Annotated in this window: 17 protein-coding genes, 3 pseudogenes and 1 other annotated feature; of the genes and pseudogenes, 15 read left to right on the top strand and 5 right to left on the bottom strand. The window is 57.2% G+C overall.

Features of this window, described 5'->3' with window-relative positions; translation table 11 throughout:
• Window positions 1-69 precede the first annotated feature (69 nt).
• The 6 genes from dctP to ACMUJL_RS05530 all read left to right on the top strand — a co-directional run bounded on the left by dctP (window position 70) and on the right by ACMUJL_RS05530 (window position 5,596).
• Window positions 70-1,035: a TRAP transporter substrate-binding protein DctP gene (gene dctP / locus ACMUJL_RS05555; RefSeq protein ID WP_375569846.1), complete on the top strand. Its 966-nt coding sequence runs from the start codon at window positions 70-72 to the stop codon at window positions 1,033-1,035.
• A 4-nt stretch (window positions 1,036-1,039) separates the two neighbouring features.
• Complete coding sequence (locus ACMUJL_RS05550; RefSeq protein WP_375569848.1) at window positions 1,040-1,585, top strand: TRAP transporter small permease; 546 nt, start codon at window positions 1,040-1,042, stop codon at window positions 1,583-1,585.
• A gap of 9 nt (window positions 1,586-1,594) precedes the next feature.
• Entirely contained in the window at window positions 1,595-2,917 is a 1,323-nt protein-coding gene (locus ACMUJL_RS05545) for a TRAP transporter large permease (protein WP_375569850.1), read from the top strand.
• A gap of 62 nt (window positions 2,918-2,979) precedes the next feature.
• The gene (locus tag ACMUJL_RS05540; RefSeq protein ID WP_375569852.1) at window positions 2,980-4,191 is read left to right on the top strand and encodes a CaiB/BaiF CoA transferase family protein; all 1,212 of its coding nucleotides are present in this window, start codon (window positions 2,980-2,982) and stop codon (window positions 4,189-4,191) included.
• Between the two features lie 9 nt (window positions 4,192-4,200).
• Window positions 4,201-4,944: an SDR family NAD(P)-dependent oxidoreductase gene (locus ACMUJL_RS05535; RefSeq protein WP_375569854.1), complete on the top strand. Its 744-nt coding sequence runs from the start codon at window positions 4,201-4,203 to the stop codon at window positions 4,942-4,944.
• A gap of 1 nt (window position 4,945) precedes the next feature.
• Complete coding sequence (locus ACMUJL_RS05530; protein ID WP_375569856.1) at window positions 4,946-5,596, top strand: glutathione S-transferase family protein; 651 nt, start codon at window positions 4,946-4,948, stop codon at window positions 5,594-5,596.
• Between the two features lie 25 nt (window positions 5,597-5,621).
• On the opposite strand, the gene ACMUJL_RS05525 is transcribed toward ACMUJL_RS05530, so the two are convergent.
• The gene (locus ACMUJL_RS05525) at window positions 5,622-6,140 is read right to left on the bottom strand and encodes a winged helix-turn-helix transcriptional regulator (protein ID WP_416914168.1); all 519 of its coding nucleotides are present in this window, start codon (window positions 6,138-6,140) and stop codon (window positions 5,622-5,624) included.
• 573 nt (window positions 6,141-6,713) lie between these two features.
• Between ACMUJL_RS05525 and ACMUJL_RS05520 the strand changes: the two genes are divergently transcribed.
• The 6 genes from ACMUJL_RS05520 (at window position 6,714) to ACMUJL_RS05495 (ending at window position 10,421) form a co-directional block, all read left to right on the top strand.
• Complete coding sequence (locus tag ACMUJL_RS05520) at window positions 6,714-7,358, top strand: TetR/AcrR family transcriptional regulator (protein ID WP_375569860.1); 645 nt, start codon at window positions 6,714-6,716, stop codon at window positions 7,356-7,358.
• 51 nt (window positions 7,359-7,409) lie between these two features.
• Window positions 7,410-8,285, top strand: a complete 876-nt coding sequence (locus ACMUJL_RS05515) for a hypothetical protein (protein ID WP_375569862.1) — start codon at window positions 7,410-7,412, stop codon at window positions 8,283-8,285.
• Window positions 8,286-8,560: 275 nt separating this feature from the next.
• Window positions 8,561-8,878, top strand: coding sequence for a hypothetical protein (locus ACMUJL_RS05510; RefSeq protein ID WP_375569864.1), 318 nt, complete (start codon window positions 8,561-8,563; stop codon window positions 8,876-8,878).
• A 192-nt stretch (window positions 8,879-9,070) separates the two neighbouring features.
• Window positions 9,071-9,307, top strand: a complete 237-nt coding sequence (locus ACMUJL_RS05505) for a DUF3775 domain-containing protein (RefSeq protein WP_375573996.1) — start codon at window positions 9,071-9,073, stop codon at window positions 9,305-9,307.
• A 431-nt stretch (window positions 9,308-9,738) separates the two neighbouring features.
• The gene (locus ACMUJL_RS05500) at window positions 9,739-10,029 is read left to right on the top strand and encodes a helix-turn-helix domain-containing protein (protein WP_375569866.1); all 291 of its coding nucleotides are present in this window, start codon (window positions 9,739-9,741) and stop codon (window positions 10,027-10,029) included.
• Entirely contained in the window at window positions 10,026-10,421 is a 396-nt protein-coding gene (locus tag ACMUJL_RS05495; RefSeq protein ID WP_375569868.1) for a HipA N-terminal domain-containing protein, read from the top strand. The genes ACMUJL_RS05500 and ACMUJL_RS05495 overlap by 4 nt, the downstream gene beginning before the upstream one ends.
• Before the next feature lie 38 nt (window positions 10,422-10,459).
• Here ACMUJL_RS05495 and ACMUJL_RS05490 read toward each other — a convergent pair.
• From ACMUJL_RS05490 to istB, 3 genes and pseudogenes are all read right to left on the bottom strand, one after another.
• Window positions 10,460-11,703, bottom strand: a protein-coding gene (locus tag ACMUJL_RS05490) for an IS3 family transposase (protein WP_375569870.1) whose coding sequence is annotated in 2 segments (ribosomal slippage) — window positions 10,460-11,400 and window positions 11,400-11,703 — 1,245 coding nt in all. Because the reading frame shifts where the segments join, the coding sequence is not laid out codon by codon here.
• Window positions 11,291-11,407, bottom strand: a sequence feature (AL1L pseudoknot). It overlaps the preceding gene by 117 nt.
• A 408-nt stretch (window positions 11,704-12,111) precedes the next feature.
• The gene (locus ACMUJL_RS05485; protein WP_416914167.1) at window positions 12,112-13,203 is read right to left on the bottom strand and encodes a polysaccharide biosynthesis/export family protein; all 1,092 of its coding nucleotides are present in this window, start codon (window positions 13,201-13,203) and stop codon (window positions 12,112-12,114) included.
• A 294-nt stretch (window positions 13,204-13,497) separates the two neighbouring features.
• Window positions 13,498-14,058, bottom strand: a pseudogene (gene istB, locus ACMUJL_RS05480) (IS21-like element helper ATPase IstB); the annotation flags it as partial.
• Between the two features lie 115 nt (window positions 14,059-14,173).
• On the opposite strand from istB, the pseudogene ACMUJL_RS05475 reads away from it, so the two are divergent.
• Window positions 14,174-14,527 (top strand): annotated as a pseudogene (locus tag ACMUJL_RS05475) (helix-turn-helix domain-containing protein); the annotation flags it as partial.
• A 17-nt stretch (window positions 14,528-14,544) separates the two neighbouring features.
• On the opposite strand, the pseudogene ACMUJL_RS05470 reads toward ACMUJL_RS05475, so the two are convergent.
• A pseudogene (locus ACMUJL_RS05470) lies at window positions 14,545-15,126 on the bottom strand (transposase); the annotation flags it as partial.
• A gap of 157 nt (window positions 15,127-15,283) precedes the next feature.
• Between ACMUJL_RS05470 and ACMUJL_RS05465 the strand changes: the two are divergent.
• A complete protein-coding gene (locus ACMUJL_RS05465; RefSeq protein WP_416914166.1) occupies window positions 15,284-16,027 on the top strand; it encodes a TylF/MycF/NovP-related O-methyltransferase in 744 nt (247 codons plus the stop codon).
• 232 nt (window positions 16,028-16,259) lie between these two features.
• Window positions 16,260-17,270, top strand: a complete 1,011-nt coding sequence (locus ACMUJL_RS05460) for a sulfotransferase (RefSeq protein ID WP_375569876.1) — start codon at window positions 16,260-16,262, stop codon at window positions 17,268-17,270.
• Window positions 17,271-17,302 lie beyond the last annotated feature (32 nt).

Below are 17,302 nucleotides of genomic sequence, written 5' to 3'. Positions count from 1 at the left end.
CGCGCGGACGCAACGCGGGCAATGAGGCGAAAGAACGACAATGAAATAGACACAATATGGGAGGAACACATGTATTTCAGAACTATCATCACCGTCGCAACATGCGCGGTCGGTCTTGCCGCCGGAGCCGCGCATTCTCAGGTAACTTTATCTGCCGCAAGCGCGTTCCCTGAAGGGCACCTGTTCTCAGTTCAATTTGAGAGAATGATCAAGGAGTTCAACGAAACTCACGGTGACGAGATCGTGATCGACTACAAGGGCGGCGCGCCAGCCATCGGCAGCCCGTTCACGCTTGGCGAGCGGTTGCAGGCCGGCCAGTTCGACATGCTCAACAACACCGGCCCCTATTATGAGACGGTTGTCCCCGTCGCGCTCGCGCTGATCCTGACAGAAGTGCCGATGGAGGAGTTGCGCGAAACCGACTGGATGGCTGCAATGCAGGAAGCCCATCAAGCGCGTGGCCTGCACTATCTCGGGAAGACCATTCAGAACGCCCCATTTCACCTTTACCTACGCGAGTCCATCGAGGCAGCGGACCTGACGGGTCTGCGTTTGCGCGTCGCTCCGCATTACCAGCCGTTCTTCAGTTCACTCGGGGCCACGACGATGCGGGCCAATTTGGCCGAGGTCTACACGATGATCGAGAATGGCTCCATCGACGGGTTCGGCTGGCCGATCATCGGGTTCCTGCCCGACTGGCTTAACATCACCAAGTATCGCGTCGACCCGGGTTTCTACGACACCGATCTAAACGTGGTGATGAACCTCGAATCGTGGAACGGCCTATCAGATGCACACAAGTCACTCGTCGATGAGATGGTCCAGAAATACGAGGCCGACAGCGCGAAGATTGTCGGGGGCTGGGTGGAAGAGGCCAGAGCGACAATGGAAGAGGCCGGGATTGAGACCCTGACGTTCGACCCGGATGAAGAGGCGAAGTGGTCCAAGGCCGCGGTGGAAACTGCATGGGAAACGGTCATGTCACGCGATCCCGAGATCGGTGCGCGGCTGCGCGCCGCAGCAGGCGGCGAGTGAAGCCGTGGACGATCAGCGCAATTCGTCGGTCGCAAAGGACGCCAGCAGCCAGGGACGGCTGTTGGCGATCTTCGACAAGTTCCTCGCCGGGTGCGGTGTGCTCTCGGCGCTGGGTTTATTCCTAATCCCGGTTCTGGTGTCGTTGGACGTTTTCGGGAGGCACGTTCTAGGGTCTGGCATCCTGTGGGCGGCGGATGCTTGCGAATATCTGCTCTATGCCTCGACGATGATCGGCGCACCATGGCTGCTCCATCTGGGTCGGCATGTCAGCGTCGATATCCTCCCCAGTATCTTGAAGGGACAGGCCGCGCGCCTGCTTGATCTGGTGCTGAACTCTGTGATGCTCGTGGTTTGCAGCACCCTCATCTTTTTCGCCTTTGAGGCATTCCAGATCGCGCAGAAATTCGGCAGCACCTTCTACAAGACGATTGCGGTTCCGGTCTGGCCGTTCATCGCCATCTTCATCGCGTCCTTCATAATGATTTCGATCGAACTTGTGGTGAGGATCATCACTGGGCGAACACCTCATCACAACAATAGCAGCGTCTAGGAGCCGTAAATGGAGTGGATCTTTGCCTTGCTGGTCATGCTGGGGGTCGTATGCGTACAGCTCGTGGTTGGCATGCCCGTTGCGTTCGCGTTTCTCGCCGCAAACGTGATCGGTGCCTGGCTTTTTCTGGGTGGTATCAAAGCCCTCGCTACTTTCCCGCAGGAAACGCTTGACGCGATAGGGACGTTCTCATTGACGCCGATCCCTATGTTTATCCTGATGGGCGAATTGCTGTTTCACACCGGTGTTGCCATGAGGGCGATTGACGCGATCGACCGGCTGATTGTCAAACTGCCGGGCCGGCTTGCAGTTGTCTCCCTGCTCGGCGGCACATCCTTCGCCAGCCTGTCGGGCTCGACTATCGCCAGCACCGCGCTGATCGGCAACACCATGTTGCCGAAGATGATCGCACAGGGCTATGACCCGAAAATCTCAATGGGCAGCATCATGTCAGTTGGCGGCATTGCCATGCTCATTCCGCCCTCGGCGCTCGCGGTGCTGCTGGCCAGTCTCGCCGAACAGTCCATCTCAGCGTTACTTATCGCCGGGATCATCCCGGCGCTGCTCATGGCGATCTTCTTTTTGGCCTATGTCATCCTGCGGTGTCATCTAGATCCCAGCCTCGCGCCAAACGAACCAGATGTCGAGGGGAGGCAGATCGAATGGCGACCGATTTTCATCTATGTCCTGCCGCTCTTCGCTATCTTCGCGGCGGTGCTCGGCTCCATGTTCGGTGGCTTTGCATCGGCAACGGAGGCAGCGGCCATCGGGTGCGTCGCCACAGCTGTGGTCTGTGCTTGTTATCGCAAGTTGACAATCGAAAGCCTCCGGATTTCGATGCTTGAGACGGCTAAGATCTCGGGCATGATCCTCTTCATCGTCGCCGGTTCATTGACTTTCTCTCAGATCCTGGCCGTGTCGGGCGGCACATCGGGCCTCCTGCGGACGCTGGACGCCGCTGTTCTGTCGCAGATGGCGCTAGTCCTCATCATGTTGGCGATACTGCTCGTGTTAGGCTGCTTCATGGATCAGATCAGCATGATCCTGCTGACATTGCCATTCTTCGTCCCCTTGGCGCTCGCCAATTCCGTCGACATGACATGGCTGATGCTTCTGATCCTCGTCGCGATGGAGATATCGCTGCTGACGCCGCCATTCGGCTTGCTTCTGTTCGTGATGAAAGGGGTCGCCCCGACGAACATCTCGCTCACCCAGGTTTATGGAGCGGCCTTGCCCTTCGTGGGCCTTAAGTACCTCGTCCTGGCGATCCTGCTAATCTGGCCAGAAATAGCGACTTGGCTCCCCAATCTGATCCTGGGTCGAGGCTCCTAGAGTTAGCTGAGCTGCAGCATGGGCTAAACTGATACCTTATCATGAAATGAAAGGAAGTTCGAATGCGTGGACCATTAAATGGGGTCAAAGTGGTTGACTTGAGCAGCGTCGTTTCTGGCCCTCTGGCAACCATGTTTCTGGCTGATCAGGGCGCTGAGGTCCTGAAGGTCGAGCCTATCACCGGCGATATCACCCGCCGCAGCCGCGAGAAGGTGGACGCCGCAGGCGAATTTTCGGCCCTTTTTATCTCTTCGAACCGCGGAAAGAAATCCATCGCGCTCAACCTCAAAGCCGATGCGGGGCGTGAAATACTTATGCGGGTTCTGGCAGACGCGGATGTTCTGGTGCAGAACTTCAGACCCGGGACAATGGAACGTCTTGGCCTCGGTGCAGAAACTCTGCGCGCGCAGTTCCCTCAGTTGATCTATGTATCAATCGATGGTGTGGGCGAGACTGGCCCCTACGCCAGCAAGCGTGTTTATGACCCGATCATTCAAGGCATCTCTGGATTTTGCGACATTCAATCGAACTCCGCCACCAATCGGCCCCAGATGACCCGCACGATCGTCGCCGACAAGACAACCGCGATATTTGCAGCACAAGCGGTCTCGGCAGCTCTCTTTGCTCGGACGAAAACTGGCCGGGGTGATCATCTGCGAGTGTCGATGCTCGACGTCATGCTGTCCTTCCTGTGGCCTGAAGGCATGATGCAATACACTATCGTGGGGCGCGAGCAAGCCGTGGGCGACCCGAATGCTCGGCCCGATCTGGTCTTTGAGACAACGAATGGGTTCATGACGGTCGGGACGATTTCCGACAGTGAATGGCAGGGATTCTGCCGTGCGGTAGATGATCCGGAACTCGATTTGGACGAGCGTTTTAGCACTCCATCGGGTCGCCATGTGAATGCCACGGCGCGCATCAACAAGATGGCTGAATACCTGAAGACAAGAAGCACGGAAGAATGGCTCGACGTGTTGGACAGAAACGATGTCCCCTGCGGACCGATCCTGCGGCGTGGAGAAGTCACGCAGAACGTACAAATTGTTGCCCGACAGCTGATCGGAGAGATTAGTCAGCCCACGGTTGGGACCATTCGTCAGCCCAAACCGGCAGCACGATTTACCGAACATGAAGCTGCGCTCACTTCAGGTGCACCGCGACTGGGTGAACATGGGGCGTCGACGCTGAAGGCCCTTGGATACAGTGATGAGCAGATTGCAGCGATGGTAGCGGCCGGGGCAGTTGCCTTACCGACCGAAACAACAAACTGAGGAGATTCCATGGGACATTCGGATCGAAAAGTTGCGTTGCTGGCAGGCGCAGGAGACGCTATCGGAGCGGCGGTGGCGCGCCGATTTGCGAAGGAAGGGTATGTTGTCTGCATCGCGCGGCGCAACGCCGAAAATTCGGAAGACCTCGTTGCTGAGTTAAAGGACGCTGGTCAAGCCGCGCGCGCGTTCGGCACCGACGTGCGTGATGAGGACAAGGTAAGACAGCTTGTCGAGGAGATCGAAAGCGAGATCGGACCGATAGAGGTTGCCCTATTCAACGCCGGCTCGAATGTCTCGAGGCCGCTGCATGAGACGCAGGCCAAGCTGTTCATAAAAGCTTGGGAACTGGCTTGCTTCGGGGGGTTCCTAGTGGGACGCGAAGTCACCGCTCGCATGCTCGCGCGTGGGCGCGGGACGATGCTTTTCACCGGCGCAACCGCAAGCGTTAAAGGAAGGACCGGGTTTACCGCGTTTGCGTCTGCCAAGTTCGGACTGCGTGGCGTGGCACAATCAATGGCGCGCGAACTGGGGCCGCAGAACATTCACGTCGCGCATCTTATTATTGATGCAGCGGTCGACAGCGAAGCAATTCACCAGCGCCTGAAGGCACAAGGCGTAGATATTTCGGCGATCGAGCCGGATAGTCTCGTCAATACAATGTCCATAGCTGAAGCCTATTGGTATCTGCATTGCCAAACTCGTGACGGTTGGACACACGAACTCGACCTGCGACCTTCTTTGGAGACGTGGTGAAATGTCGTTGACGCTCTGGGGCGCGGGTACAGGCCGAACGATGCGCGGGCACTGGGCGCTGGCGGAGCTAGGGGTCGACTATGAAAGCAAGCCGATCCTTCCCCGCACCGGCGAAACGCTGACGCCTGAATACACCGCGCTCAATCCTCGACAGAAGATACCGCTCTTACAGGATGGTGGCTTCACGCTGGGAGAAAGCGCAGCTATCGTGATTTATCTCGCTGAGACCTACTCTTCAGCAAGCCGTGACTTGCTCCCGCCAAAAGGCTGTCACCGCCATCACTGGTTTGAATGGGCCTTCTTTATCGTAACCGAACTGGATTCCAGCAGTCTTTATGTGATGCGGCGTCATGGTACAGTGCAGGGTCTCGCACATATCTATGGCGAAGCGCCGGGTGTAGTGGCCCGGGCGGCAGAATACTTTCAACGTCAGTTACGCCATGTAGATATCGCATTACGAGATGGCAGACCCTTCTTGATGGGCGAGCGGTTCACGGCTGTGGATATTCTTCTAACTACATGCCTCAAGTGGGCGCGCGACTACGAGATAGAAATGCCGCCGCACCTAATCAGTTATCTGGAAGGTAATATGGCACGCCCCGCATATGAGTCAGCTAGATTGGCGAACATGGTCCGAGACATTGCCATGTGAACGCGACGCGTCGCGCGAGAAGCAGTTAGCCGTTCGAACTTCGTTTGATCACTGTAGCGTTTGGCTGCCGGTCAAGCGGGAGGTGCACTGGATTAAGCCCGCCGGGGCCGGGGATCACCTTGACCGACCGGGAATCTACTGGCTCGCCACATTCCGAACAGCACATGATCGGTTCAAATGTTTGACCGCAGCCCAGATGAACGTGCTGAACAGGCTTCCCTTTCTTGTCTATCTTGTGAACATCACCCCAGTGCACCAGCGAAATGATGACCGGGAACAGATCGAGCCCCCGCTCTGTTAGACGATATTCGTATCGGGTAGGGTTTTGCTGATAAGCAATCTTGGTCAGGATGAACTCGTCGGTAAGTTTCTTGAGCCGGTCGGCTAAAATGCCGCGTCCCATACCAAGGCGGCTCTGAAAATCCTCGAACCGCCTGACCTTGAGAAAACAGTCACGGAAAATCATCAGCGTCCAGCGATCGCCTACAACAGACAGAGCCCGCGCAAATGAGCAGTTTTCGTCCTTGAGATCATCCCAGCGCATTTTTGCACCCGTCGCAATATTTGGTATTCACTATCCGTTCTGTTTCAGAACTACAAGAGTTGAGCACAAAATCGGCTGGTATACTTGCCCCATACTGGACCTGTCGTTCAATTGTGACGCTTCAGTATCCAAATAGTTCAGCCTGAACATCCAGTGCCGAGGGGCTTTTCCAGCCATTGGTTGGGTGCTGCCGACGCTTATTCTGGAAGCCGATTATATTAGGAAAAGGACTAGCTAGGTCGCCAATGAGGTAGCCAGAACCACAGACACAGAAGCCCATCCTCGTTGGTATTGAAAATGTGTCGGCTTCTGTTGAAGGTCATCGTAAACAAGCTTTTTTCAGCCCGATTAGACCGAAAGAGCGGCGTTTCAAGGTCGAATGAAGTGGTCTACACGCCTTTTGCACTGGCGGGTGGCCCAGGTTGTTTTGTTGTAGTCGGACGTCGTGTTGAAGCAAGCCGGACCGCTCCAAAATGGCGAATGGCGCTTGCTTGTGTTTATATGTGATAGATGCTAACTTTGGTCAATCAGAAAGTATCTAGCACTTACTTTCAGGGAAGAACCGGACACGAAATGCCAAAGAAAACCTCGACTGCAGATGCGCCACTCGCTGTTGTGCCCAAGTCAGCCTATCATCATGGCGACCTTCGGGCACAGCTCATTTCAGCGGTGCGTGAACTGGTCGAGACCCATGGGCCGGATGGGTTTTCCGTCGCCGAAGCCGCGCGCCGAGCCGGTGTCAGCTCTGCTGCACCTTACAAGCATTTCAAGGACCGTCCCGAAATCCTGCGGGGTGTTGTGAGCGAAGCCATGGACCGTCTGCGCGACGCGATGGAAGCCGGGGCCGCCGCGCATGCCTACGGTTCGCTAGAGGCGGTCGCCGCGGTGGGCAAGGCCTATGTCGATTTTGCAAGAGTGGAGCCCGGCGTTTTCCGATTGGTATTCAGCCTGACAGAAGGGCATGAGAACGCCCCCGATCTTCTGGCTAAGGGAGAGAGCTGCTTCGGGGTGGTTGTGCAGTCTGTCGCGGAATACCTTGGCCAGCCACCCAACGCCGCCGAAGTCCAGCGCCGTGCCTATATGTTATGGTCCTTTGTTCATGGCCATTCATTTCTGACCATCGACATGAAGCACAAGGTTGCCAGCGCCGATATCGACGATTGGGATTACTTGATGTCTGTTACCACTGCGATACTAGCACAGGCGGCCAAGGCGTGAAGGCGCTCCATCGTCGGTTGACCCTACTGCACAAGACCGGGCAGACTGTCGATGGCTCAGGTGTCAGCGGCGCATGATCGCAATGGCGCAGCCAGCCTGATGCACCGCGCGATCATCCTGATCTGGTCAGAATGGACTTTGCCTGAGCGGGTCTACGCCGGGATTTCGGTTGCGATGGTTGTCGGCTTTGCGATGACGCTCGTTGTTTGGGCTGCAGATCCCAGACTTATCGACGGGCTGTCGGTCTGGGCAAAGCCGCTCAAATTCCAACTCGCGCTTGCGATCCATGCAGCGACCCTTGCCCTTGTGGTCTCACGGCTCGGCCCTTCGGTCCAGGTGGCTCCCTACATGCAGGGCGTCGCGCTGGCGTTTCTTCTGGCATGCACGGTTGAGATGGGGTGGATTATTCTTCAGGCGGCTTTGGGTCAGCATTCGCATTTCAACGACAGCACAGTATTCCATCGGATGATGTTCTCGGTGATGGCCTTCGCCGCCGTTATCATCACCGGCACTGCAGCGGCCGTCGCAACGGCTGTTTCTCGCGACCCAGACTTTGCCGCTGGCGCGACAGTCAGAACCGGCATTATTCTTGGCCTGATAGGTGGCACGATCCTGACCTTTGTCGCGGCTTTTGCCATCGGAGAACGAGGCAGTCCCTATGTAGGGACCGCCCCTCTGCCGACTTCCCGCATGATGTTCACCGGTTGGTCGCTGATTGCGGGAGATTTGCGGGTTTCTCATTTTCTGGCAACTCACATGATGCAGGCCGTCCCACTGGTCGCGATCTGCATCGTCAAATTGCGCATCGGCAGTTTTGCGAGCACTGCCGTTGTGGGATTCGCCGCCCTCTGGGCAAGCTGGACCCTAATCGAACTCAGCACTGCACTGTCAGGTCAGCCTGCGCATCTTCTGGTGCTGCTTCCTTGATCGCATAGCGGCAATTCCCCGCCTCATCACGACGCAATAGGTTGAAACCAGCGCTTCGAGCTGGCTCGTTCTATCGATCCGGCACGCGGTCTCTTCGGCGTTATTCCCCTCCCTAAAGCTGCGCAAACCGCACTTTCACCGTAAAAAATTTGAAGCTTGCATCAGAAAGTAAGTGATGCTAACTCTTGACTATGGAGAAGTTAGTGATTATAACTTTCGCGAAAAGCCAGCCATAATCGACGTAATAGTTAACCTCAAACTCAAGGAGTTACACAATGAAACGCCTTCTCATGACTACCACAGCCGCCACCGCAGCAATTGCGACATTCGGCTCCATCGCACTCGCCAATGACGAGGTCTCTGCAAACCCACTGGCAACACGCTCAGAACCGGCCTTTGTCACGCTGGACGAACGTGACCGCGGAATAAACGGTCTTGTAACCATCACGGCCACGGCAGGTTCGCCCATGTTGGTTGACGCCGGCCAGATCCTCTCACCAAATGAGCAGGCGATCGCAAGCAACGGTCAGGTCACGGTCTATGTCTTTGACAGACATTACGGCCAAAAAGATATCCCTGTTGGTCAGAGGTGACTTGTGCCGGAGTGACCGAGGCAGTTCGCGCTAATAAATGGGCCTTGGTGAACGACTTCACCAAGGCCTCTGCCCCGATAGACCCGCCAAAGTCAGTCACCGACTTCTTCGACCCAAAGAAGACGCTCAGCTCGCTGACGCCATTTTTCCGAAGCAGCCCTCGGCGCTGTCGCGCGGCCTCGCCTCGGATTTCTGCCGTCTGAACCACTTGGCTGCGGCTACGCTTGGAACTACGAGCAGAAAGACGCGTTGGTGGCGCTGTTCTGGATCGGTCGCGGTGATGCGGAACCGCAAGAATGGGAGGCTACCAAAGCGCTGGCCCGGCAACAGCACGATGCGCTGGTGAGCCGCTATCTGCTGGGCAAGCCAATGGTGGGGGAATACCTGACCGAAGGTCTGGAGAAAATGCTGCAATTTGGTGTCGACTGACCAGGGAACCCGTCCGTTCGATAGCGTAGGTCACGACTTAAGGCCCACTGCGCCTGCTCAAGAACTCCTCTGTTGTTCGGTCAAGGTCGATGCGCCCTCCCGCAACCAAAATACACAACAATATCAAACGCTTGGTTCCCTAGTAAAACACTGGGGAATTTGGCGTGCGCGTTTACATCAACGCCACATCAACACCCGACCAGAAAAATCGCATTCGCCCGCAGCCGTCCGCACTGGCGTGCATCGGCCTGCATTCGCGGGCATTCAGCCCTATGAAAATGGCCGTTAGGGCCCTCCGAGGCACTTACCTTATTCGATAAGGGCGCTCTAGCGTGCTGCCCTGGAGCGACGATCTTACCGTTAAAGATAAGATGCCTTGAGCAAAGCCCGTCTTGCTGCTATCTTTACCGAAAAAGGTAAGGTGGCGACAGATGGTCGATGATGCCGAGAAGAAGCTGCTGGCGGATGCCGGCCACCGGATCCGCGAGACCCGAGCGGCGCAGGGTTTGAGCCTCGAGCAGCTGGCCCGGCTGACTGGTATCAGCGCGCCTGCCTTGTCCTTGATCGAAACCGGAAAACGCGATCCGCGGCTGACGACTCTGAAGCGGATCGCTGATGCGTTGCGTGCACCCCTCGCGACGATCATCGCGGATGGCACATACACGGCCGAGCCGAGCGCGCTAGCGCCATCGGGGGGCTATGATCTCGGAGAGTATCAGTGACCGCCTCCATCCCCATCTGGTTTGATGACCTGGCAGTCGGGCAGGTCAACGTTGCGGCTGATGGATCTCTCTCTTTGCGATATGCAGATCGCTGGCTGCAGACGGCCGGGGCGTTTCCCTTGTCTGTTACCATGCCGCTCCGCGCCGACCCCTATCCCTCTGATGTCATCTCCCCTTGGCTGGCAAACATCTTGCCAGAGGAAGAACAGCTACAAGTTCTGACACGATCCCTCGGCCTCGATCAGGCCGACGTTCTGGCTGTGCTGGCGGAGATCGGGGGGGACACGGCTGGCGCCCTGTCCTTCGGCGCGGCGACGGATCGGGCGCTCTGGGCCTATAGACCGCTCACCAGCTTCTATGACACAGCTGATCAGCGTCTGGCGTTGGAGTGAACCGTCCCGGATTTACCGGAGGGTGATTTGTTCATATTTCAGGCGACCATATCGAGTGAGTTCAGGGTTTCATAGAACGCCTCCTCTGCTTCTGCGGGCGGGATGTAACCGATGGGGCCGAGAAGGCGGCGATTGTTATACCAATCGACCCATTTCAAGGTTTCCCATTCGACTTCACGCATAGATTTCCAAGGGCCGATCTGGTTGATGACCTCGGTTTTGAACAGGCCGATCACGCATTCCGCAAGTGCATTATCATAGGCATCACCGACGGTGCCGACGGAAAGATCGATCTCTGCCTCGGCCAGGCGCTCAGTATACTTGATGGACAAGTATTGAGAGCCACGGTCCGAATGATGAACCAAGCTCTTGTTATCTGACGTCTTTCTTTGCCAGATCGCTTGCTCCAGTGCGTCGAGCACAAACTGTGTCTTCATCGAGGTCGAGGCACGCCAGCCAACAATACGACGCGCAAACACATCGATCACGAATGCCACGTAGACCGTCCCGGACCAAGTTTGCACATAGGTGAAATCTGAAACCCACAGCTTGTTCGGACGGTCTGCCATGAACAGCCGGTTCACCTTGTCATCTGGGCATAGCTGCGATGTGTCAGGGTTCGTGGTGATGACCTTTTTGCCCCGAAGCACACCTTTGAGGCCCAAATGGCGCATCAACCGCTCCACCGTGCATCGCGCGACGTCCTGATTGTCTCTGAGCAAAACATGCCAGATCTTCCGCGCCCCATAGAGCTTGCGGTTGTCTTTCCAGGCGGCATCGATCTTGATGCAGAGATCCGCGTCAGACTTTGCCCGAGCCGAAGCACGTTCCGGATCACGCGCGATGGCACGGCGCTCATAATAGGTAGACTGGGCGATTTGCAGCATTTTGCACATCGGCTCGACCCCATACACCCCACGGTGTTCTTCAATGAAAGCAGTCACTTGCGAAATGGGCGGTCGAGCTCCGCCTGAGCAAAATACGCCGACGCCTTCTTCAAGATCTCGTTGGCTTGGCGCAGTTCACGGTTCTCGCGTTCCAATTCTTTGATCCGTGCCTTCTCAGCCGTCGTCTGGCCTGGCCGTTCGCCGCCATCACGCTGGGCCTGGCGCACCCAAACGCGAAGGCTGTCCGGCGAACAGCCCAATTTACCTGCGATCGCCGTCAGCGCCGCAGCTTCGCTCCGATAATCATCGCGGTGTTCCATCGCCAGCCGCACCGCGCGTTCGCGGAACTCAGGTGAATACGGCTTCGAGGTCTTCTTCTTTTGAGCATGTTCCATAACTGGCAATCCTCCGAGAGTTTTGCCCTCCGGTAAAGACGGGGCGGTTCAGCCTAAGCTTCAGCACAACATCTTCGGGTTTGTCTCTCTTTCCAGCCATCTCTGGTCCTCCTGAAATGGGATGATACTATCCCAGTTGGTGGACCACTTCAGTGGGGGCACTCCAATTAAGCGATAGATCGCCTTTGCCTGGAACAACGCCAGCCAAACTGATGACCATATCAACAGGCCTAGACACTGGTGGCTCTGAAAACAGGTCGAATATTAGGATTTCGTCACGCGGCAACCAGTTCCGAGGTGCCTCCCGGAATTGCCAGATTGGGTGAAGACTTGCCTCACTCCACTGCCGCCGCAGCATTCTGCCAAGACGCCCGCTGGCCCCTAACACCAGGATGCGCAGGGTACGTGTCACAGGGTGGTGGAGAGAGTGCGTCCAAACCCAAGGACGGCTCCGAACAGGCCTAGGACTCTTTGGGTGCTGACGGTTGGTGACTGTGTAGCCAGAACAATGTCATCATGCTGAATCAAGAATTCGTCGGCACTAAACACGCCATCTGCGGTAGTTAGATCAAAGCTAAACACAACACGCGTATTAGGCGGGCCATTTGCACGCTGTGTTTCGCTGTTTGCATACCGGCGCAAAACCAGTACCCCGCGCGGATCTGCACGTGTGTCCGAGATGCCGCCCATCAGCGAAACTGCCCGCAGGACACTTACATCCTGTTCGTCAAAGCCAATGACTTCTTCGCGCTGAGCGGCACCTAATGCCTTGAAACTGCGTGGGTCTGCTTCGACCAAAACACGGTCCCCACCGCGAATAGCTGGATCATGGGATGGGTTGTCCAGCACAAAGTCCCAAGGACGGCGGAACACCTGATTTCCCCGCATGATCTGCACTTGTGGGTTTTTGAGTGAAGGATTTATTCCGCCTGCAGCCGCAATCAGGCTCGTCAAAGGCAGGTTGCGTTCATTAAGCGGATAGGTGCCAGGACTGGCAACGCCACCCAGCATCTGCGCCGAATTGCGCCTACCCTCGCTGACCTCAAGTTGCACCTGTGCCGATGGAATGATTGTGGTCAGACGTTCCTGCAATCGAATGCGCGCACGCTCCGCAGTAAGTCCTCCAACTTGAACTTCATCGATATAAGGTAGGCTAACATTTCCGGACGCGGTCACGACCACATTAGCAATGTCGGCGAAAGGTGCTTCGACACTTGCAATCAGCGAGCTTTCCTCTGGATCCCATATGCGCATAGACAGACGGTCCCCCGGCGCCAGGACCTGATCGGAAGGCACAGCTCCGCCTGCCGGCCAATCTGTATTCATCCGGCCATTGCGCGGGCCCCATTCTGGATACAGTGACAGCCGATTACGGGTGACGATTTCAAGCGCAAAATCTGCCCCTTGGGCATCTGGCTGCGCTAGCACTTCGCGTTGCGTTGGTGCCCCACGCGGGACATTGCACGCGCTAAGACTTAGGACCGCGATGCCGCCAAGCACCTGACGTCTGTTCAAGCCGACTGTCAAACTCAACCTCTCAGTCCATGCCCTACACGGTCAGTTTCTTTTTCTATGAAATCATCCCGAGGTCAATCCATCGCTGCCATCGTGACTTTAGACGAAGCGTACTGTCAACGGCGGAGTAAAATTGGGCCACGGGGCGGCGCAAAACTGGGCCACTTTGTATTTGTGCTTGACGGGCATGTCGGGCGGCGGCCAGTCAGCCGCGCTCTGCATGTAGCTGGCGGTTGACTGGCCGCCTTGGACCGTCAGGTCCAAGTCTGGCGCTTTGGATCAGGTATTGTCGCAGGACTTGCGCGCGCGACTTTGTGCAAGGCGATAGCTTTCGCCGTTCATCTCGAGGATGTTGACGTGGTGGGTCAATCGGTAGAGAAGCGCGCCGGTCAGCCGCTCGGTGCCGAAGGTTTCGGTCCATTCATCGAAGGGCAGATTGCTGGTGATCAGGGTGGCACCGCGCTCGTAGCGCTGGGAGATCATCTCAAAAAGCAGCTCGGCGCCGGTCTTGGACAAGGGCACGAACCCGAGCTCGTCGATGATCAGCAGCTTCACGGCGGCCAGTTGCTTTTGCAGGCGCAGCAGCCGACGTTCGTCTCGCGCCTCCATCAACTCGTTGACCAGCGCGGCGGTGGTGGTGAAGCTGACAGACATGCCCTTCTGGCAGGCCGCCAGCCCCAGCCCGAGGGCAACATGGGTCTTGCCGGTTCCGCTGGGGCCAAGGGCGATCACGTTCTCACGCCGTTCGATCCATTCGCAGCGCGCCAGTTCCAGCACCTGCATCTTGTTCAGTTTTGGGATCGCCTTGAAGTCGAAGCTGTCGAGGCTTTTGGTGGCCGGGATGTTGATTGTCACTGAGAACTGACCCGGTTTAGGGCGAAATTGTCATCGAGAACTGACCCATGTGCAACCTTGCTCCGGCTTGAACCAGCCGGGAGCGATAGGAGTGTTAGACATGGGATTTTTGATGATCATTCGGAAATGGGCGCTGCGGGACAAGATGCCCATTCGTGAGATCGCGCGCCGCACGGGCGTATCGCGCAACACGATCAAGAAGTATCTGCGGGAAGGGATAGTCGAGCCAGAGTTTCAGACGCCTGATCGGCCAAGCAAGCTTGACCCTTATGCAGCGCGGCTGACGGAATGGCTTGTGTCTGATCAGCGCAAGCCACGTAAGGAACGCCGGACGGCAAAGCTGATGCACGCGGATCTGGTGAAGTTGGGTTATGACGGTTCCTATGAGCGCGTTGCGGCTTTTGTGCGGGAATGGAAGGGTGAACGCCAGCGCGCGCAACGTACGACGGATCGCGTCCAGCGAAAGGCTTACTTGCCTTCCTTGATGTGTTGCTCGGCGGTGCCGCGCTGATTATAGAACCGCACCACCCAGTCTGGTTCCATCGGCAGGTTGCTGACTGTGAAGCCGACACGCGGGAACAGCTCGCCCGGACGCCATTCGCTCTTGGCAATCACGCGGCGCTCCTTGTCCCAAGAGGTCGCCTGATACTCGAAGTCCTCGAAGAACCGCTTAACCTTGGTCTGCGAAGGCCGCCCTACCGGGCGCGTCAGACGGTGCGCGATCTTGTTCTTGACCACCGCGTTTGCAGGCAGGCGGATGGCGTAGAAGTAACACGCCTCCTCCAGCCGCTCATAGATCGCGGGGATCGCATAGGCGGCATCGACCTAGAAGAACCGGCCCCCAAGGTCGCGGCCAGCATACCGGGCTATGACGGGATCAAGGACATCCCGCCAGCCATCCGCGCTGTAGACGTTGCCGTTGCGCAGGGCACAGCGTTCCAGCATGCCGAATTGGTTGAACAGGAAGTTGGGATGATAACAGGTGCAATCGAAGTGCCCATTCCAGGTAGCCCCTTCCTGTTCGCCGTAGGTGGGGCTGACCGAGCTGTCCATGCCATCAACAGAGCCGCATTGGCGTGAAAGTCTCTCGGATTGTACTTGAACATGTGGCGCCATCACGCAAAGGTAGCGCCCGATATCGATATGCTTCAGCAACGTCATGTATGCGCAGCATCGGCGAAGCTGCCTAAGGATGGACAAGATTTCTCACATGACCGATCCTCGTACCCTCTACCTCGACCTGATTTCGAAAGTCATCGTCAACACGATCTACGGCGATCCCAACGATAACGAATGGCTTGATCGTGTCTATGATCCAGAACTGCGTCAGGAAGGGCGGGACTGGCCTCAGGTTGCCCATTCGATGGCCGGGATCCGGCGCATCGAAAATACCCGCGAGTTGTGCGAGCGAGCCATTTTGGAAGGAATTCCGGGGGATTTCATCGAGACAGGTGTCTGGCGCGGTGGCACATGCATCCTGATGCGGGCTGTGCTGGAGGCCCATGGCGACCCGGGGCGCCATGTGTGGTGTTGCAACTCCTTTGAAGGATTGCCGCCGCCCGATCCCGAACTCTATCCGGTCGATGCGGGCGACGTCTATCATACCTACAAGGAACTCGCAATTTCGCTGGAACAGGTGCAGGCGAATTTCGCCTGTTACGGCCTACTCGATGAGCGGACACGCTTCGTCAAGGGCTTCTTTCGCGACACTTTGCACAAGCTTGATGCAGAGTGCTTTTCCTTGATCCGGCTGGATGGCGACATGTATGAATCGACCATTCAGGCGCTGGAGGCGCTGCATCCCAAGCTCAGCTCCGGTGGTTTTGTCATCATCGACGATTACGGCGCCGTGCCGTCCTGCGCGCGCGCAGTCGATGACTTTCGCGCGCGGGAGGGGATAACGGCGCCTATGGAAGTGATCGACTGGACAGGAGTATGGTGGCGTAACGCATGACGTGGATGGTGCCATTGCACCGCGCGCGAATTTTACGCGAGGGGCGCAGGGTATGGCAAGCCAGCCCGGCGCTGGTGGCGGATAGGGCATTTGTGCAGCCAGTCATCCGAGCGGTTCTCGAAAGGCCATTGTCGGTGCGCTGACGACAAATCTGCCTTGGAGGTATTGCGGGCGCCTTCGCGACTGTATTATGAAAGTCGGGATTTTGCAGGGAATGAGGTCCGGAGCGACAGTGCAGCAGAGTGCTCCAGATTTCCCCCGGACCATTCTCCATATCGGTCCGCCGAAAAGCGGCACGACGACGCTGCAGGAGCAGGTGTTTCCCCAACTGCGCTCGATCTGTTTTCTGGGGAAGCGCTGGTGGAGCCCGCATCTGCCCTATGAGGTATGCGTGGCATTGCACAGGGCGATTGACACTATCACCAAAGCGCCTCCGGGCCAGTTCGACGTGCAAGTGGCGCGCGCCGCGCTTAACGACTGGGTGGCACATGCGCCGCAATGGATGCTGCGCAACCCGGATGGCAGCACGAAAGTGTGGTTTCTATCGGAAGAGCGTCTGGCCTGGACCGAGGTTGTCGGACATGACGAGATCGCACAACGTTTGTCCCTGTTGTTCCCTGGAGCCGAGATCGTCTACACTTTGCGTGATCCGATCGCGAGCGTCCAGAGCGGATATAACTGGCTTTACGCCCGCGCGTGGACCGATCAGTCGTTTTCCGATTGGCTGGCGAGCGGGTTGCGCAACCCAAATAGCAAGCACACGGCGGCCAGCTTATTGGCCTGTTTTGACTGGCCACGGATCAAGGCCACGCATGCGGCCCGCTTTCCGGTTGTGCGCATGATGCGCTTCGAGGCGCTGCGTCAGGATCCTGCCGGTTTCATTGCCGATCTCTGCGGCGCTGATCCGGCGGAAACGGCGCAATTCGCTGCGATCAACGACAGCCCGCTCAATGCGACTGTCAAGGGACCCGTGATCGGGCTACACCGGATGGTAAAGAAGTCAATCCGGCTCTGGAATCGCCTACCCTTCGGCAAGATCGACGAGAAGCCCGAATATCTGGGCGACACGCTGCTCTGGCAACGGCTGGAGCGGACGCTGTCGGTGCTGCCGCATTCGGATCACAAGCTGCGTGCGAGCCCGGCGGACCGCGAAGTATTGCGCGCAGCCTTCGCCTTCTACTATCAGGATACAGAGGCTGCAACCAAAAGCTACTGCGGCTCCACCCTTCAGCAGAGCAGATAGTGTGACGTGAATCTCAGGCATAAAATCGGGCG

It is taken from the genome of Seohaeicola sp., assembly GCF_048006315.1.
Taxonomy (GTDB): domain Bacteria; phylum Pseudomonadota; class Alphaproteobacteria; order Rhodobacterales; family Rhodobacteraceae; genus Seohaeicola.
This window is presented reverse-complemented; position numbering and strand designations above follow the sequence as displayed.

Bases quoted from the DNA above. Each gene is read 5' to 3' on its own strand.
- dctP (WP_375569846.1), top strand. From the start codon at position 70: ATGTATTTCAGAACTATCATCACCGTCGCAACATGCGCGGTCGGTCTT.
- ACMUJL_RS05545 (WP_375569850.1), top strand. From the start codon at position 1,595: ATGGAGTGGATCTTTGCCTTGCTGGTCATGCTGGGGGTCGTATGCGTA.
- ACMUJL_RS05540 (WP_375569852.1), top strand. From the start codon at position 2,980: ATGCGTGGACCATTAAATGGGGTCAAAGTGGTTGACTTGAGCAGCGTC.
- ACMUJL_RS05535 (WP_375569854.1), top strand. From the start codon at position 4,201: ATGGGACATTCGGATCGAAAAGTTGCGTTGCTGGCAGGCGCAGGAGAC.
- ACMUJL_RS05530 (WP_375569856.1), top strand. From the start codon at position 4,946: ATGTCGTTGACGCTCTGGGGCGCGGGTACAGGCCGAACGATGCGCGGG.
- ACMUJL_RS05525 (WP_416914168.1), bottom strand. From the start codon at position 6,140: ATGCGCTGGGATGATCTCAAGGACGAAAACTGCTCATTTGCGCGGGCT.
- ACMUJL_RS05520 (WP_375569860.1), top strand. From the start codon at position 6,714: ATGCCAAAGAAAACCTCGACTGCAGATGCGCCACTCGCTGTTGTGCCC.
- ACMUJL_RS05515 (WP_375569862.1), top strand. From the start codon at position 7,410: ATGGCTCAGGTGTCAGCGGCGCATGATCGCAATGGCGCAGCCAGCCTG.
- ACMUJL_RS05510 (WP_375569864.1), top strand. From the start codon at position 8,561: ATGAAACGCCTTCTCATGACTACCACAGCCGCCACCGCAGCAATTGCG.
- ACMUJL_RS05500 (WP_375569866.1), top strand. From the start codon at position 9,739: ATGGTCGATGATGCCGAGAAGAAGCTGCTGGCGGATGCCGGCCACCGG.
- ACMUJL_RS05465 (WP_416914166.1), top strand. From the start codon at position 15,284: ATGACCGATCCTCGTACCCTCTACCTCGACCTGATTTCGAAAGTCATC.